Annotated in this window: 16 protein-coding genes; 6 read left to right on the plus strand and 10 right to left on the minus strand. The window is 71.6% G+C overall.

Annotated features, from left to right (window positions below):
* Nucleotides 1-51 precede the first annotated feature (51 nt).
* Both miaB and AB0M79_RS04895 read right to left on the minus strand, forming a co-directional pair.
* On the minus strand, nt 52-1,548 hold the full coding sequence (miaB, locus tag AB0M79_RS04890; RefSeq protein ID WP_364207865.1) for a tRNA (N6-isopentenyl adenosine(37)-C2)-methylthiotransferase MiaB: 1,497 nt from the start codon (nt 1,546-1,548) through the stop codon (nt 52-54).
* 61 nt (nt 1,549-1,609) lie between these two features.
* Entirely contained in the window at nt 1,610-2,110 is a 501-nt protein-coding gene (locus tag AB0M79_RS04895) for a hypothetical protein (protein WP_357535979.1), read from the minus strand.
* A 147-nt stretch (nt 2,111-2,257) separates the two neighbouring features.
* Between AB0M79_RS04895 and AB0M79_RS04900 the strand changes: the two genes are divergently transcribed.
* The 4 genes from AB0M79_RS04900 (at nt 2,258) to AB0M79_RS04915 (ending at nt 5,685) form a co-directional block, all read left to right on the plus strand.
* Nucleotides 2,258-3,010, plus strand: a complete 753-nt coding sequence (locus tag AB0M79_RS04900; protein ID WP_364207868.1) for an amino acid ABC transporter ATP-binding protein — start codon at nt 2,258-2,260, stop codon at nt 3,008-3,010.
* A gap of 64 nt (nt 3,011-3,074) precedes the next feature.
* Nucleotides 3,075-3,962 (plus strand): glutamate ABC transporter substrate-binding protein, encoded by an 888-nt coding sequence (locus AB0M79_RS04905; protein WP_364207870.1) that lies wholly within the window; start codon nt 3,075-3,077, stop codon nt 3,960-3,962.
* 44 nt (nt 3,963-4,006) lie between these two features.
* Nucleotides 4,007-4,717, plus strand: coding sequence for an amino acid ABC transporter permease (locus tag AB0M79_RS04910; protein WP_364207872.1), 711 nt, complete (start codon nt 4,007-4,009; stop codon nt 4,715-4,717).
* On the plus strand, nt 4,714-5,685 hold the full coding sequence (locus tag AB0M79_RS04915) for an amino acid ABC transporter permease (protein ID WP_364207874.1): 972 nt from the start codon (nt 4,714-4,716) through the stop codon (nt 5,683-5,685). Before AB0M79_RS04910 ends, AB0M79_RS04915 begins: the two co-directional genes overlap by 4 nt.
* A 109-nt stretch (nt 5,686-5,794) precedes the next feature.
* On the opposite strand, the gene AB0M79_RS04920 is transcribed toward AB0M79_RS04915, so the two are convergent.
* The 8 genes from AB0M79_RS04920 to AB0M79_RS04955 form a co-directional block, all read right to left on the minus strand.
* On the minus strand, nt 5,795-6,439 hold the full coding sequence (locus tag AB0M79_RS04920) for a LysE family translocator (RefSeq protein ID WP_364207876.1): 645 nt from the start codon (nt 6,437-6,439) through the stop codon (nt 5,795-5,797).
* A gap of 88 nt (nt 6,440-6,527) precedes the next feature.
* Complete coding sequence (rny, locus tag AB0M79_RS04925; protein WP_364207878.1) at nt 6,528-8,297, minus strand: ribonuclease Y; 1,770 nt, start codon at nt 8,295-8,297, stop codon at nt 6,528-6,530.
* Between the two features lie 644 nt (nt 8,298-8,941).
* Nucleotides 8,942-9,673, minus strand: a complete 732-nt coding sequence (locus AB0M79_RS04930) for a regulatory protein RecX (RefSeq protein ID WP_364207879.1) — start codon at nt 9,671-9,673, stop codon at nt 8,942-8,944.
* Between the two features lie 23 nt (nt 9,674-9,696).
* Complete coding sequence (gene recA / locus AB0M79_RS04935) at nt 9,697-10,743, minus strand: recombinase RecA (RefSeq protein ID WP_212816493.1); 1,047 nt, start codon at nt 10,741-10,743, stop codon at nt 9,697-9,699.
* A gap of 180 nt (nt 10,744-10,923) precedes the next feature.
* Complete coding sequence (locus AB0M79_RS04940; protein ID WP_364207882.1) at nt 10,924-11,124, minus strand: DUF3046 domain-containing protein; 201 nt, start codon at nt 11,122-11,124, stop codon at nt 10,924-10,926.
* 2 nt (nt 11,125-11,126) lie between these two features.
* On the minus strand, nt 11,127-12,479 hold the full coding sequence (locus tag AB0M79_RS04945; protein WP_364207883.1) for an MFS transporter: 1,353 nt from the start codon (nt 12,477-12,479) through the stop codon (nt 11,127-11,129).
* A 160-nt stretch (nt 12,480-12,639) separates the two neighbouring features.
* A complete protein-coding gene (locus AB0M79_RS04950; protein WP_364207885.1) occupies nt 12,640-13,305 on the minus strand; it encodes a UdgX family uracil-DNA binding protein in 666 nt (221 codons plus the stop codon).
* 29 nt (nt 13,306-13,334) lie between these two features.
* The gene (locus AB0M79_RS04955; protein WP_364207887.1) at nt 13,335-14,657 is read right to left on the minus strand and encodes an aminotransferase class I/II-fold pyridoxal phosphate-dependent enzyme; all 1,323 of its coding nucleotides are present in this window, start codon (nt 14,655-14,657) and stop codon (nt 13,335-13,337) included.
* 52 nt (nt 14,658-14,709) lie between these two features.
* Here AB0M79_RS04955 and AB0M79_RS04960 point away from each other — a divergent pair, with 52 nt between their 5' ends.
* Both AB0M79_RS04960 and leuE read left to right on the plus strand, forming a co-directional pair.
* The gene (locus AB0M79_RS04960) at nt 14,710-15,960 is read left to right on the plus strand and encodes a bifunctional pyridoxamine 5'-phosphate oxidase family protein/GNAT family N-acetyltransferase (RefSeq protein WP_364207889.1); all 1,251 of its coding nucleotides are present in this window, start codon (nt 14,710-14,712) and stop codon (nt 15,958-15,960) included.
* A 10-nt stretch (nt 15,961-15,970) separates the two neighbouring features.
* Nucleotides 15,971-16,630 carry a leucine efflux protein LeuE gene (gene leuE / locus AB0M79_RS04965; protein ID WP_357535951.1) on the plus strand — a complete coding sequence of 220 codons (660 nt, stop codon included), beginning with the start codon at nt 15,971-15,973 and terminating at the stop codon, nt 16,628-16,630.
* Nucleotides 16,631-16,665 lie beyond the last annotated feature (35 nt).

The following is a 16,665-nucleotide window of genomic DNA, read 5'->3' on the forward strand; positions in this document are numbered from 1 at the left end:
AAAAAAGGGGGCACCGTCCGCGCGGACGGTGCCCCTTTTCGGTGTCCGGGGTCAGCGGTCGCAGGCGCTGGCCGCGACCGGCGCCGCGGGTGGCGCGCCGACCGTCGGGAGTCCGAGCAGGACCCCGGGGGTACGCGGCGCGCGGCCGGCCTCGAAGGCGTCGCCGGCCCGGGTCCGGCGGTGCGACAGCGGCGCCCCGTCGGCGTTGAGGTGGTGCGGGGCGGCGTAGGTGACGGTGGTGTGCACGATGTCGCCGGGCCGGATCCGCCCGGTGAGTTCGCCGGTGCCGAAGTGGACCAGCCGGCCGTCCCGGGCCCGGCCGGACATCCGGCCGGTGGCCTGGTCCTTGCGGCCCTCACCGACCGCGACCAGCACCTCGACGGTCTCCCCCACCAGTTTGCGGTTCTCCGCCCAGGTGATCTCCTCGACGCAGGCGATCAGCCGGTCGTACCGCTCCCGCACGACCTGCTTGGGCAGTTGCCCGTCCATGGTGGCCGCCGGCGTGCCGGGCCGCTTGGAGTACTGGAAGGTGAACGCCGACGAGAACCGGGCGGCGCGGACCACGTCGAGGGTCCGTTCGAAGTCGGCGTCGGTCTCGCCGGGGAAGCCGACGATGATGTCGGTGGTGATCGCCGCGTCGGGCATCGCCGTCCGGACCTTGTCGATGATGCCGAGGTAGCGCTCGGCCCGGTAGGACCGGCGCATCGCCTTCAGCACGTCGTCCGAGCCGGACTGCAACGGCATGTGCAGCGAGTGGCAGACGTTGGGCGTCTCGGCCATCGCCGCGATCACGTCGTCGGTGAAGTCCTTCGGGTGCGGGCTGGTGAACCGGACCCGCTCCAGCCCCTCGACGTCGCCGCAGGCGCGCAGCAGCTTGCCGAAGGCGAGCCGGTCGCCGAACTCGACCCCGTACGAGTTGACGTTCTGGCCGAGCAGGGTCACCTCGAGCACGCCCTCGGCGACCAGGGCGCGTACCTCGGCGAGCACGTCGCCGGGCCGGCGGTCCTTCTCCTTGCCGCGCAGCGACGGCACGATGCAGAAGGTGCACGTGTTGTTGCAGCCGACGGAGATCGACACCCAACCGGCGTACGTCGACTCGCGGCGGGCCGGCAGCGTCGACGGGAACACCTCGAGGGATTCGAGGATCTCGACCTCGGCAGCGGCGTTGTGCCGGGCGCGTTCGAGCAGCGCCGGCAGCGAGCCGATGTTGTGGGTGCCGAAGACGACGTCGACCCACGGCGCCTTGCGCACGATCTCGCCGCGGTCCTTCTGGGCCAGGCAGCCACCGACCGCGATCTGCATGTCGGGCCGGCGGAGCTTGGTCGGACGTAGGTGGCCGAGGTTGCCGTAGAGCCGGTTGTCGGCGTTCTCCCGTACGGCACAGGTGTTGAAGATGACGACGTCGGGGTCGGTCGACCCGTCGGCGGGGGTGTAGCCCGCCGCCTCCAGCAGCCCGGAGATCCGCTCGGAGTCGTGGACGTTCATCTGGCAGCCGTAGGTCCGCACCTGGTAGGTGCGCGGGACGCTGCTCTTCGGCGCGGTAGTCATAGCAGAAACAGAGTATCGGGCGCTGCCCGGCACCGTCCGGGCCGGCGGGCGGGCGGCGCGGTCAGGCTGCGGCGCGGGTGGTGATCACCGCGCCGGGCGCCCAGCGGGACGGGCCGTACCGGGCCCAGTCCCGGCACCACGGGTCGGTGGGCGTGCACAGCCGGAGTTGTGAGTAGTCGTCGCCGTCCTCACCCTCAGTGATCTTCACATGGACCGGCCTGATCGTCGCGTCCGGCTGGGCGAGCAGGTGCCGGCCCGGGTCGAGGGTGTCGTCGGGCAGGAGGCAGGCGCGTCCGAGCCGCCGGGCGAACGCCGCCGCGACCGCCGACTCGGCCGGTTCGACCGGTGCGGCGTAGCAGTCGACGCGGACGGGGAAGTCGCCGCCGCCGACCCAGACGTCGCAGTGGACCGTACCGGTGGGCAGCTCACCGGGGTTGCCGACACCGAACGCCGCCACCGGACGGCCGAGCACCGCCGCCAGGGCCGCCCGGATCTCGCGCGCCGGTACGGGCGCGTCGATCAACCAGTTCCAGAGGGCGGATGAGGCCGACGGGTAAGCCATACGATCATGTTGCCGGCCTCGGAGGCACCTTGTGGCGTGTGTTATCGCTCCGTGACCATCCGAGTTGCTTTCTGACACACCGTGCCGCCTACAGTGGCTCAATCCAGGACTGATGTCCTCGATCAAATACCGGACAGGGCGGTTGGAATGACGGTGACGAAGGCTGAACCACTCATCGTGCTCGACAAGGTCGACAAGTGGTTCGGTCCGCTGCACGTGCTCCAGAAGGTAGACCTCTCCGTCAAGCGGGGCGAGGTCGTCGTGGTGATCGGCCCCTCGGGTTCGGGCAAGTCCACCCTGTGCCGGGCGATCAACCGGCTGGAGCCGATCAACAGCGGCACCATCACTTTCGACGGCAAGCCCCTGCCGGCCGAGGGCAAGGCGCTGGCCAAGCTGCGCAGCGAGGTCGGCATGGTGTTCCAGTCGTTCAACCTGTTCGCGCACAAGACCATCGTCGACAACGTCTCGCTCGGACCGATCAAGGTCCGGGGCGAGAAGCCGGCCGCCGCCCGCGACCGGGCGATGAAGCTGCTCGACCGGGTCGGCATCGCCAACCAGGCCGGCAAGTTCCCCGCCCAGCTCTCCGGCGGCCAGCAGCAGCGGGCCGCCATCGCGCGGGCGCTCGCCATGCAGCCCAAGGCGATGCTCTTCGACGAGCCGACCAGCGCGCTGGACCCGGAGATGGTCGGTGAGGTGCTCGACGTCATGGCGTCGCTGGCAAGCGAGGGCATGACGATGGTGGTGGTCACCCACGAGATGGGGTTCGCCCGCCACGTCGCCAACCGGGTCATCTTCATGGCCGACGGCCAACTGGTCGAAGACGCTCCCCCGGACGAGTTCTTCGCCAACCCCCGCAGCGACCGGGCCAAGGACTTCCTGTCGAAGATCCTGACGCACTGAGGCGTCATCACCAGAGGCAGGCACGCCCCCCGGGCCGCCGGCTCTTTCGAGGAGGAGAAACACAATGCGCGTAACCCGTATCGCGACACTGGCTACGGTGGCGGCACTGTCACTGACCGTGGCCGCCTGTGGCGGCGGTGACGGCGACGGTGACGGTGGCGACACCGGCGCCGGCAGCAAGGAGTTCGCGGCCGGCAGCACGATGGAGCGCCTCAACAAGGCGCAGAAGATCATCGTCGGCACGAAGTTCGACCAGCCCGGCTTCGGCCTGAAGGGTCTGGACGGCAAGCCCGCCGGCTTCGACGTCGAGATCGGCAAGGCGATCGCCAACGAACTCGGCATCCCCGAGGACAAGATCGAGTACATCGAGACGCCGTCGGCGGTCCGCGAGGAATACATCGAGCAGAACAAGGCCGACATCGTGATCGCGACCTACACGATCAACGACAAGCGCAAGGAGCGGATCGACTTCGCCGGCCCGTACTACGTCGCGGGCCAGCACATCATGGTGCGCGCCGACGACACCTCGATCACCGGCCCGGACTCGTTCAAGGCCGGCGACAAGAAGGTCTGCTCGGCACAGGGCTCGACCCCGGCCGAGACCATCAAGAAGTACCTGGCCAACGAGGGCCAGCAGCTCGTCGTCTTCGACGTCTACCAGAAGTGCGCGGACGCGCTGGCCAGCGGCCAGGTTGACGCGGTCACCACGGACAACGTCATCCTGCTCGGCTTCATCGCCCGCAACGAGGGCAAGTTCAAGCTGGCCGGTGAGAAGTTCACCGAGGAGCCGTACGGCATCGGCCTGAAGAAGGGCGACACCGCCTTCCGTACCTTCATCAACGACGCGCTGGAGAAGTTCTACGGCGACGGCACCTACGAGAAGGCCTGGAAGGACACCGCCGGCAAGTTCGACGAGAACACCCCGACCGGCCCGGCCGTCAACCGCTACTGATCCAAAGACGGAGTCTGGAAGGTGAGTAAGACGGGAGTGTGTACGTGAGTGTGCTCGTCGAACACTTCGACGTGTTCGTCGGAGGGTTCTGGCTCACCTTCCAGCTCTGTGTGCTCGCCGCGATCGGTGCCCTGATCCTGGGCACCATCGTGGCGGTCATGCGGATCTCGCCGGTGCCGCCGCTGCGCTGGATCGGCACCGCCTACGTGACGGTGTTCCGGAACTGTCCGCTGACCATCGTGTTCTTCTTCGCCGCGTTCGGTCTGCCGGCGCTCGGCTCCAACGCCGACTTCCTACGGATCCCCGGCCTGTCGAGCATCTTCAGCCGGCTCGGCATCGACCTGCCGTACTTCCGCTTCGCGATCATCGCGTTGAGTGTCTACACGGCGGCGTTCGTCTGCGAGGCGATCCGCTCCGGCATCAACGCCGTACCGCCCGGACAGGCTGAGGCGGCCCGGGCGATCGGGCTCACCTTCTCGCAGAACCTGCGGCTGGTCGTACTGCCGCAGGCCTGGAAGTCGGCGATCGTGCCGCTGGGCAGCGTCCTCATCGCGATGATCAAGAACTCTGCACTGGCCGGCTTCTTCGGTCTGACGGGTGACCTGTCCAACTCCGCGCAGAACCTGACCAGCGCGGGCGGCGAGCCCATCATCCCCGTTTTCATCGGTATCGGGATCGGCTACCTCATCATGACCGTACCGTTCGGTTTGTTCCTCGACCGGGTCGAGCGGCGGCGGGCGGTGGCCGCCCGATGAGCCAGCAGAGTGTCCTGTATGACGCACCGGGTCCCCGCGCCAAGCGGACCACCCTGATCGTCAGCGTGGTCGTGGGGGCGCTGGTCGCCGTCGGCGCGTATTTCCTCGTCTACCGCCCGCTCGACGAGCAGGGCCAGTTCGACATGGAACTGTGGGGTCCGCTGGTCGACCCTTCCAACGAGGTCTTCGCCCAGGTCTGGAAGCTGCTCGGGCAGGGATTCCAGGCGACCCTCACCGCGGCTGCGCTGGCGATCGTCGCCTCGCTCGTGGTCGGCACCGCACTGGCCGTCCTGCGGGTACAGCTCAAGGCGACGATGAAGCGCCGGTTCGTGCACAACAGCCGGCCCGCCGCGATCGCCCTGCGCACGCTGACCCTGGTCCTGAACGGGATCACCCGGTTCTGCGTCGAGGTCTTCCGTGGCCTGCCCGTGGTCATCACGATCTTCTTCGTCGCCAGCGCGCTGCCCGACCTCGGGGTCGACCTCGGCCGGATCCTCTGGTACCTGGTCATCGGCCTGACTCTCTACAACAGCGTGGTCATCGCCGAGATCCTGCGTTCCGGCATGGAAGGGCTGCCCGGTGGCCAGCGGGAGGCGGCCGAGGCTATCGGCCTGAGCAGCTTCGCCACCATCCGGCTGATCCTGCTGCCGCAGGCCTTCCGGATCATGCTGCCGGCCCTGATCAGCCAACTGGTCGTGGTCCTCAAGGACACGTCACTCGGCTTCATCATCAGCTACGAGGAAGTGCTGAAGCTGAGCCAGACCGTCATCCTCAACCTGGACAATCCGATCCAGGTCTACACCGTGGTCGCGGTCATTTACATCCTGGTCAACTACGCGCTGTCCAAGCTCGCCGAGTACGTCCAGGGCCGCATGTCGCGGGGCCGCAAGACCGGCACCCTGCGCCGGGCCAAGGACACGCCGCCGGCCGCCCTGGCCGCCGATCTCACCCCACCAGCCAAGCTCTGAACTGGCTCCACCCCGCCACCAGCGGAGGTGTCCAGCGAACGGCAGAACGGAACGGACCCGCCCACCGGCGGGTCCGTTCCGTTTCGTGGCCTGTCATGCCACCCGGCGGTCAGGTCTGCTCGGCGGCCAACCGGACGCCGAAGCCGAGCAGGAGCGTGCCGGTCACCGCGTCCAGCGCCCGCCGGAACCGTCGCCGGCCGAGAACCCCACGAACCCGGTGCAGCCCGGTCACGACCACCAGCAGGTACGTCAGCGACAGCAGCGCGTGACTCAACCCGAACACCAGCAGGACCGGCAGCGGCGTCGACGGGCCGACGAACTGCGGCAGGACCGCCAGGTAGAAGACCAGCACCTTCGGGTTGGTGATGTTGGACAGGAAGCCCTGCCGCCAGCCGGCCCGGGCCTGCGCCGCCCGGCTCGGACCCCGGGCCGGGCCGGGGTCGTCCGGAACGACCGCATACCGGCCCGCCCACGCCGACCGGAACGTCTGGATCGCCAGGTACACCAGGTAGGCGATACCGGCCCACTTGATCGCCTGGAAGAGCGGCTGGTAGTGCACGATCACCGCGCCGAGGCCGGCGATCGCGGCCAGTCCCTGGACGGCGTTGGAACTGGCCACCCCGGCGGCGCTCCAGCGTCCCCGGCGGGCGCCACCGGCCAGCGTGTTCTTGACGATCACCGCGAAGTCCGCCCCCGGCACCAGGACGAGAACGGCGGCGAAGGCGACGTACGAGAGGTAGGAAGACCAGGTCACCGCCTGACGGTAACGACCGTCCCGCCCACCCTCGACGTGTTTCCCGTCGCAGGAACCGGCCGGCCGGGTCCCGTCGCGAGCCGGTGACTCAGCGGGCGATCTCGGTGACCCGGGACTCGCGGACCACGGTCACCCGGATCTGCCCCGGATAGGTCAGCTCCTCCTCGATCTGCTTCGCCACGTCGCGGGCGAGCACCGCCGCCCCGATGTCGTCGATGTCGTCCGGCTTGACCATCACCCGGATCTCCCGGCCGGCCTGCATCGCGAAGACCTTCTCCACCCCGGACTTGCCGCCGGCGATCTCCTCGATCCGCTCCAGCCGCTTGACGTACGACTCCAGGCTCTCCCGCCGCGCGCCCGGCCGGCCGCCCGAGCAGGCGTCCGACGCCTGGGTCAGCACCGCCTCGATCGTCTGCGGCAGCACCTCGTTGTGGTGCGCCTCGATCGCGTGGACCACCTCTTCGGACTCGCCGTACTTGCGGGCCACGTCGGCACCGATCAGCGCGTGGCTGCCCTCGACCTCGTGGGTGAGCGCCTTGCCGATGTCGTGCAGGAACGCGCACCGCTTGATGGTCGGGATGTCGAGCCGCAACTCGGCGGCCATCACCCCGGCGATGTGCGCGGTCTCGACGAGGTGCTTGAGCACGTTCTGCCCGTACGACGTGCGGTAGCGCAGCCGGCCCAGCAACGTCACCAGCTCCGGGTGTATCTCGGTGATGCCGACCTCGACCAGCGCGTCCTCGGCGGCCCGCTGGCACAGGCGTTCGACCTCGTGCTTCGCGGTGTCGAAGACCTCCTCGATACGGTGCGGGTGGATCCGCCCGTCGAGCACCAGCTTCTCCAGCGTCAGCCGGCCGATCTCCCGGCGTACCGGGTCGAAGCAGGAGAGCAGCACCGCCTCGGGGGTGTCGTCGATGATCAGGTTGACGCCGGTCACCGACTCGAACGCGCGGATGTTGCGGCCCTCGCGGCCGATGATCCGGCCCTTCATCTCGTCGCCGGGCAGGTGCAGCACGCTGACCACGCTCTCCGCGGTCTGGTCGCTGGCGACCCGCTGGATCGCGTCGACGACGATGTGCCGGGCCCGCTGCTCGGCCGTGCTGCGGGCGTCGGTCTCGATGTCGCGTACGAGGAGCGCGGCCTCCCGCTTCGCCTGACCCTCGATCGCGTCGATCAGTTCGGTCCGGGCGACCTCCGCGGTCAGGCCGGCGATCCGCTCCAGCTCCCGCCGCTGTCGCTCCTCGGCCTCGGCCAGCGCGGCCTCCCGGGTGGCGAGCCCGGCCTCCCGGGCGACCAGCTCCGCGTCCGCGGCCGCCAGCCGGCGTTCCCGCTCGGTGAGCCGGTCGACCTCCTCGCTGTGCAGGCGCTCGCGCTCGTCCATCCGCAGGGCCCGCCGCTCGACCTCGGCCGCCTGCTCCTTGGTCGTCGTGGCCAGCAGGGCGATCTCGCGTTCGCCGCTGCGCCGGGCCGCGGCGCGTACCTGCTCCGCGTCGGCCTCGGCCTGCCGGTGGGCCCGCTCGAGCACGGTGTCGGCTTCGGCCCGGGCGGCGTCGAGCACCCGGCGCGCCTCCGCCCGCGCCGAGTTGGCCTCCGCCTTGGCCGCGGCCGCCTCGGCGCGGGCAGCCGCCGCGGCCGACTTGGCCTCGTCGACGGTGGAAGTCGCCTCGTCGGCGGCGGACCGCAGCGCCGCCAGCGACTGCTGCTGGCGGTCCTTCTCGGCGACGTACGCCGGGTCGTCGGTGGGCGGCAGGGTGGGCTGGGCGACACGGAGCTGGCGCAGGGCGCGGGCACCGAGGACGAGCCCGACGACCACGATGGCGGCGAGAAGGACGATCGCGACAAGCAGCACCCAGGTCATGCGGCCGCCTCGCTTCGCTCGGCACCCACACGACGCATACCGAGCCGACCGCTGCCCGCAGGACGCACACCGAGCCGATCGCTGTCCTCGCTACGCCCGGTCATGCGCCATGTCCGGCTCGCCGCGAGCACGTCGCGCCGCACCCACAGCGATGCCCTGTGGGGCATCTCTGTGGGGCCTGACCCGTCTTCCGCCTCGCTCATGTGGGCCGCCTCCCCTCCACCGTCCGGCGCCGGAAGGTCAACCCCTCCCGTTGCCGCTTCCTCGGCTGAGACGCCCGACCTAGGCGGCTGAGGGTGCGACCCTTCGAGCGGTGCCGGAAAGGCACCGCCTGAGGCCACTGGTATATCTTGCCGCCTACGGACCGGCCTGTCCGCTAACGGGTTGTCTGGCCACCATGTTGACCAAAAGTGATGCCGTACTGTTACGCGATCTATGTTGTGCGCTTAGCCTGCAAGGGTCGGTTATCTCGCTTGTACGCGAGGCTAGGGTGCCGGGGGCCGTTCGGTCAAGAACCCATGATCGAGCAGGGACGCAAACAGAGGGCACACGGGTCCTTACCCGCAGCTCATCGCCTTGAACCCTACCGATCCAGGGCACATCACCCTTCAAACCGGACAGAGATCACCAATCAGCCTTATCGTCTAGTGCTCCGACCCCTCGGCATCAGCGAGGGCATCGGCGTCGATGTGCTCGGCGAACTCGGCGGCCTCGGCGCTCTGCGCGGCCAGCGCCTCCTTGACGGCCCGGATCGCCACCCCGGGCGGGTAGCCCTTGCGGGCCAGCATCCCGACCAGGCGACGGAACACCGCGTCCGGATCGCCCCGGACCGTACGCAGCTTGCGGTCGACCAGCACCCGGGCCGTCTGCGCCTCGGTCGTCTCGTCCAGTTCGCCCAGCGCCTCGCTGGCCGTGTCGGAGTCGACGCCACGCTGCCGCAACTCGTTGGCCAGGGCCCGGCGGGCCAGCCCGCGCCCGTGGTGGCGGCTCGCCACCCACGCCCGGGCGAACGCCGCATCGTCGATCATGCCGACCTCGTCGTAGCGGTCGAGGACGGCGTCGGTCGTCTGCTCGGAGATGCCCCGCCGAGCCAGCGCCGCCGCCAGCTCGGCCCGGGTGCGTGGGCGGGTGGCGAGTTGTCGCAGGCAGATCTCGCGGGCCACCTCGGCCTCGTCACGGGGCGGCTTGGCCGGCTCGACGACCGGCGGGGTCGTCGTGGCGCCCTCCGGCCAGCCGTCCTCGTCGAGCGGCGGCCCGGAGTCGTCGGTGGGGCGGGCCCGGCCACGCCGGGGCCGCCGGGCGGAGGGCGCGTCCGTCCGGGGCGGGGCGGCATCCCAACCCCGTCCCGAACGGGCGCCTCGCCGTCGTCCAGCCATCGGTCAGGACGTCCGGCGGCCGGTCAGAAGTCGACCGGCGGCAGCTCCGGGCCGCTCGCCGCGTCGATGGCACCCGCGCCGACACCGAGCTTCTCGAGGATCTTCTTCTCGATCTCGGCGGCGACGTCGGGGTTCTCGCGCAGGAACTCGCGGGCCTTCTCCTTGCCCTGGCCGAGCTGGTCGCCGTCGTACGTGTACCACGCACCGGACTTGCGGATGATGCTCTGCTCCACACCGACGTCGATCAGGGAGCCCTCGCGGGAGATGCCCTTGCCGTACATGATGTCGAACTCGGCCTGCTTGAACGGGGCGGCCACCTTGTTCTTGACGACCTTGACCCGGGTGCGGTTGCCGACGACGTCGGTGCCGTCCTTGAGGCTCTCGATGCGCCGCACGTCGAGCCGGACCGAGGCGTAGAACTTCAGCGCCCGGCCACCGGTGGTGGTCTCGGGGCTGCCGAACATGACGCCGATCTTCTCGCGGAGCTGGTTGATGAAGATCGCGGTCGTGCCGGTGCTGTTGAGCACCCCGGTGATCTTCCGCAGCGCCTGGCTCATCAGCCGGGCCTGGAGGCCGACGTGGCTGTCGCCCATCTCACCCTCGATCTCGGCGCGCGGCACCAGGGCGGCGACCGAGTCGATGACGATGATGTCCAGCGCACCGGAGCGGATCAGCATGTCGGCGATCTCCAGCGCCTGCTCACCGGTGTCGGGCTGGGAGACCAGCATCGCGTCGGTGTCGACGCCGAGCGCCTTGGCGTATTCCGGGTCGAGCGCGTGCTCGGCGTCGATGAAGGCGGCGATGCCGCCGGCCCGCTGGGCGTTGGCCACCGCGTGCAGCGCCACGGTCGTCTTACCGCTGGACTCCGGCCCGTAGACCTCGACGACCCGGCCCCGGGGCAGGCCGCCCACGCCCAGCGCCACGTCGAGCGCGATCGACCCGGTCGGGATCACCGCCGTCTGGACGACCGGCCGCTCCCCCAGCCGCATCACCGAGCCCTTGCCGAACTGCTTGTCGATCTGCGCGAGAGCGAGGTCTAGCGCCTTCTCCCGGTCAGGTCCTGCCGCCATCGTTGCCACCCCTGCCTTCGCCGGCATCTTTCCACCCTTAGTCACGCGGACACGCTAAGCGCTGGGTCCGACAGAAAACAGCCGCCAGGCCGTGGCCTGTGGACAAGCACCGCGCTGTGGACAATAGCCGAACAGGTGTACGACGCAACCGCGACACGCCAGAACAGGCGTACGAGCAGCTCAGCGTAGTCGCGCGGGCACCCGATCGGGATACGTGGCGCACACCGCCCGCCACACCCGCAGCGTCTCCACGCCCTCGGCGAGCGCCTGGTCGATGGTCCGGCCGCCGAGCTGTGTCAGCACCTGGTCGGCGGCGATGCTGCGGGCGTAGGCCGGCCCGAACGTCTCCTCCAGCCGGGCCCAGAACTCGGTCAGCCGCACGGTCAGCTCCCCTTCACCGCAGCACCCCGGACGCGTAGCGCCAGCGCCGTCAACGGGACGGTGGCGATCGCGGCGAGCAGATTGAGCACCGGGTATCCGGCGGCCTCCACGATAAACCCGCTCAGCGCGCCGGCCGACGCGCCCGCCAGTCCCATCAACAGGTCGGACAACCCCTGGGTGGCGGGCCGCGCCTCGACCGGCACCGACTCCGACAGCAGCGTCGAGCCGGCGACCATCGTCGCCGACCAGCCGAGACCGAGCAGGACCAGGCCGGCCACCAGCCGTACGGTGTCGTGCCCGGCCGTGCCGGCCACCGCGCACGCGGCGAGCAGCAGGCCGACGCCGCCGAGGATGACCGGCCGGCGGCCGAGCCGGTCGGTCAGCCAGCCGACCACCGGCGCGAGCGCGTACATGCCGGCGATGTGGGCGCTGAGCACGATCCCGACCACCCGTAGCACGTCGGCGTCGCCGTGCGACTCGCCGAGGTGCACCGGGGTCATCGCCATCACACCGACCATGACCAGGTGGCCGACCGCGACCGCGGTGACCCCGAGCCGGGCCGCCGGGCGCGCCGCGACCACCCGCCACGCCGCACGCATGCCGCCGGTGCCGGCCGGCGCGGATGACGCACCGGCGGCCGGCGGGGATCCGGCCGGCGCGGAGCCCACGGCCGCGGTGGCGCCGGCCGGCTCGGGTCCGACGGTGGGCGGGATCGTGGCGGTCGCGATCCGGCGGGCGGTGAGCAGCGGGTCCGGCCGCAGGAGGACCAGCAGTACGCCGGCGGCGAGGGCGAAGGCGACCGCGCTGAAGACGAACGGCCCCGACAGCGGCGGCAGCCCGAACCCGCTGACGGCGCGGTCGGCGAGCGCGGCGAAGTTGGGCGCGGTGACCGCGCCGATCGTGGTCGCCCAGACGATCACCGACAGTTGCCGCCCCCGGCGGGCCGGCTCGGCGAGGTCGACGGCGGTGTAGCGGGCCTGGAGGTTGGCCGCCGACCCGCCGCCGAAGAGCAGCATGCCCAGGAACAGCAGGGGCACCCAGTTGGTGACCGCCGCCGCCACCACGAGCAGGGCACCGGCGGCACCGGCGGCGTACGCCGTCACCAGGCCCGGCCGCCGCCCGTGGCCGGTCATGATCCGGGTGACCGGTACGGCGAGCAGTGCCCCGCCGACCACGCTGGCGCTGGCGGCCAGCCCGGAGACGCTGGTGCCGGCCAGCCGGGCGGCGAGCAGCGCGCCGACCGAGATGCCGATGGTGGTGCCGATGCCGCCGATGATCTGGGTGCCGAACAGCAGCCGGAGCGTGCGGCGCTGGACCCGGGGAACGTCCACCGCCGGGTCGCCGATCATGGACATCGGGCCAGCCTACGGTCGCCGGGGTGACCGCGTCGCCCGGCAGCGTGGTGATCTTCTGCGGTTCAGGCGTTGCCGGCACGGCGTGTCGACGGTCTGCGCCGCAGACGATCAGGGAGCGCCCGGGCCGCCGCGACACAGCGCGCGGCAGCCGGCGGCGGGTTCAGGCGGCGAGGGCCCGGGCCACCACCTTCAGGTCGGCGACCAGGCCGTCGAAGGCGATCTCCTGGTTGTCGGCGCGCAGCACCGCCGACGGGTGGATGGTGGCCACCAGCCGGGCCGGCTCGACCGGGAAGTCCCCGGGGTTCGGCGCCGACGCCGGCCAGGGCAGCAGTTCGCCGCGTGAGCGGGTGACCCGGAACGACGGCCCCAGCAGCGCCTTGGCCGCCGTCGCGCCGAGCACCACGACGATCTCCGGCCGGAGCCGGGCGAACTCGGCGACCAGCCAGGGCCGGCAGGCCACGATGTGCGTCTGGTCGGGGGTCTGGTGGATCCGCCGCTTGCCGCGCATCTGGAAGCGGAAGTGCTTGACGGCATTGGTGATATAGAGGTGCGCCGGGTCGATGCCGGCCGCGTCGACCGCCCGGCGCAGCAGGTGCCCGGCCGGCCCGACGAACGGCAGGCCGCGCTGGTCCTCGACGTCGCCGGGCTGCTCGCCGACGAACACCACCCGGGCGTGCGCGTCGCCGCGGCCGAAGACGACCTGGGTGGCGCCCTCGTAGAGTTCGCAGCCGCGGCAGTTCGGGGCGGCGGCGCGTACGTCGTCGAGGCTGGCGGAGGCGGGCGGGACGTACGGTTGCGCGCCAGAGGCGGTTTCGGTGCGGGGCATGACGGAGTTTGTACCCGGTGCCACCGACATCACGCGCTGAAGGTCGGTGGGGTCGGCGAGTCGACCGCCGCGGCGACCGCGGCGGCGAGCCCGGGGACGTCGGCGTCGTCGAGCGGGGTGACGGTGATCCGGATTCCGGGGGCGCTGGCGAGGCGGTAGAGCGAGCCGGGGGCGACGGCGTACCCACTGTCGCGCAGCGTGGTCACCGCCCGGGTCTCGTCGGGCACCGGGACCCAGACGTTGATGCCGGTGTGGCCGGTGGCCGGCACGCCACGGGCGGCCAGCGCGGTGACGAGGGCGGTACGGCGCCGGTCGTAGCTCTCCCGGGCGGCCGTGATCCGGCGGCCGGTCGCCGGGTCACGCCACAGCCGCACGACCGTACGTTGCAGCAGCGTCGACACCCAGCCGGCGCCGATCCGCATCCGGCCGGCGACCCGGGCGACGGTCGCCTCGTCGCCGGCGAGCACGGCCAGCCGCAGGTCGGGGCCGTACGGCTTGCTCACCGACCGCAGGAACGCCCAGGTCCGGGTCGCCCCGGCGAGCGGTGCCAGGGGTACCGACGCGAGTTCGCCGGCGTGGTCGTCCTCGATGAGCAGCAGGTCGGGGTGGCCGGCGAGGACGTCGCGCAGGGCGGCGGCCCGGGCCGCGGTGACGGCGGCCCCGGTCGGGTTGTGGGCGCGGGTGGTGACGACCAGGGCGCGTATCCCGTTGGCCAGTGCCCGGCGCAGCCCGGCGACGGTCGGGCCGTCGCCGTCGACCGGGACCGGGACGGGTTCGAGGCCGAGAGCGGCGACCAGGTCGAGCAGGTTGCCCCAGCCGGGGTCCTCGACGCCGACCCGGTCGCCGGGGCGCAGGTGGCCGGTGAGCAGCCGGTCGATGCCGTCGAGGGCGCCGTTGGTCAGGGTGAGCGCGGTGGCGTCGACGCCGTCGGCGGCGAGCCGGGCACGGGCCAGGTCGGCGAGTTCCGGCAGTACGCCGCCGGCCGCGTAGCCGACCGGGTCGGCCGGTGGCACGGCCGGCAGCGGGGGCAGCAGCCGTCGGTCGGGGTCGCCGGCGGACAGGTCGAGGACCCCGGCCGGTACGGCGGGACGCAGCGCCGAGCGGGTGGTGGCGACCGGTGGCCGGGGCCGGATGCGGGTGCCGCCCCGGCCGGCGGTCTCGACGACGCCGCGCTGGCGCAGGGTGCGGTAGGCGCTGGCGACGGTGGCCGGGCTGACCCCGAGGTCGGCGGCGAGGGCGCGGACGGCGGGTAGCGGGGCGCCCGGGGGCAGGTCGCCGCCGCGGACGCCGGCCTCGATGCTGGCCGAAATCCCGGCGGCCGTCGTGCCGGTCGGCTGATATTGTGCTGTCACAGTTTGAACATTGTACTAGAACAATGCTCCCAACAGGACGAAGGAGTCGGCGATGGGCGACTACCCGCAGACCCCGAGAACCACCGCCAGCCGCATCCGGGACCGGATCGCGTACGAGCGCGCCACCGCGCACGCGATCCTCGACGAGGCCCACCACTGCACCTTCGCCTTCACCGTCGACGGCGAACCACGGGCGCTGCCCACCCTGCACGTACGCGTCGACGACACGCTCTACCTGCACGGCTCCACCGGCAGCCGGCCACTGCTCGCCGCCCGGGGCCCCGCCGGACTGCCCGTCTGCGTCACCGTCACCCTCCTCGACGGCCTCGTCTACGCCCGCTCCCAGTTCCACCACAGCGCCAACTACCGCTCCGTCGTCGCGCACGGCACCGCCCACCTGGTCACCGACGAGACCGAGAAGCGGGCCGCGATGACCGCGCTGGTCGACAAGCTGGGCGCCGGCCGGGCCGCCGACAGCCGCCCGCCGACCCGCCGGGAACTCGCCGAGACGGCCGTGATCGCCCTGCCACTGAGCGAGGTGTCGGTCAAGGCCCGCCTCGGTGGCGTCGCCGACGACCCCGAAGACCTCGACCTGCCGCACTGGGCCGGCGTGGTGCCGCTGCGCCACGTGCCCGGCGTGCCCGAGCCCGACGCCCGGGTCACCGCACCGCTCCCCGGCTACCTGCGGACGCCCCGGTCGCAGTGGCTGACCCCGGCCGTGCTGCGCGGCGCGCACGTCGTACTCGAACCGCTCGACCACTCGCACGTCGACGGGCTGCTCGCCGCCGGCGCCGACCCCGAGGTGTGGCGTCACCTGAGCAAACGGCAGCCGACCGACCGGGCCGGCATGGCCGCGATCGTCACCGACGCGCTGCGCGCCCACGAGCGCGGCGACCGGGTGCCGTGGGTGCAGCGCTGCGCGCGGACCGGCGAGATCGCCGGCACCACGTCGTACTACGAGGTCGACGAGGTCAACCGGTCCGTCGCCATCGGTCACACCTGGCTCGGCCGCGAACACTGGCGTACCGGCGTCAACACCGAGGCCAAGCTGCTGCTGCTCGAACGGGCCTTCGACGTACTCGGGGCCCGGCGGGTGGTCTGGCACACCGACCTGCGCAACGAGCGCTCGCAGGCGGCCATCGGCCGGCTCGGCGCCCGCCGCGAAGGGGTGCTGCGCAACCACCGGCGCCGGCCCGACGGAACGTGGCGGGACACCGTCCAGTTCGCCATGATCGACGACGAGTGGCCAAACGCACAGGTCAGGCTGCGGGAATCGCTTCGCCCCGCGCCCCCGCCGGGGTGAGGATCCAGCCATGCTCGGCACCATCGACCTGGGGACCTACGTCCTGGGCACCATCGCGATCATCCTGCTGCCCGGTCCCAACTCGCTCTTCGTCCTGTCCACCGCCGCCCGCCGTGGCGTACCCGCCGGCTACAAGGCCGCCGCCGGGGTGTTCCTCGGCGACACCGTGCTCATGGTGCTGTCGGCCGCCGGGGTCGCGTCGCTGCTGCGGGCGTACCCGCCGATCTTCCTGGTGATCAAGTACGCCGGCGCGGCGTACCTGGCCTATGTCGGGCTGACGATGTTCCGGGCCGCCTGGCGGCGCTTCCGGACCCGCAACGACCCGGACACCACCCCGCTCATCCACGCCGCCGAGCCGGCCGCGGTCCGGCACCCCTTCCGCCGCGCCGCGGTGATCAGCGTTCTGAACCCGAAGGCGATCCTGTTCTTCGTCTCGTTCTTCATCCAGTTCGTCGACCCGTCGTACGCCCATCCGGCGCTGTCGTTCCTGCTGCTCGGCGCGATCGCGCAGCTCGGCAGCGTGCTCTACCTGAGCGTGCTGATCTTCACCGGCACGTTCCTGGCCGCCCGGTTCCGGGAACGGCGGCGCCTCGCCGCCGGCGCCACCACCGGCATCGGCGCCCTCTTCCTCGGCTTCAGCCTCAAACTCGCCACCGCCACCACGGTCTAGCCACTGCGCCCCGCGCACGGCGCGGGACGCCGGGG

Source organism: Polymorphospora sp. NPDC051019 (assembly GCF_040683055.1).
GTDB classification, from domain to species: Bacteria; Actinomycetota; Actinomycetes; order Mycobacteriales; family Micromonosporaceae; genus Polymorphospora; species Polymorphospora lycopeni.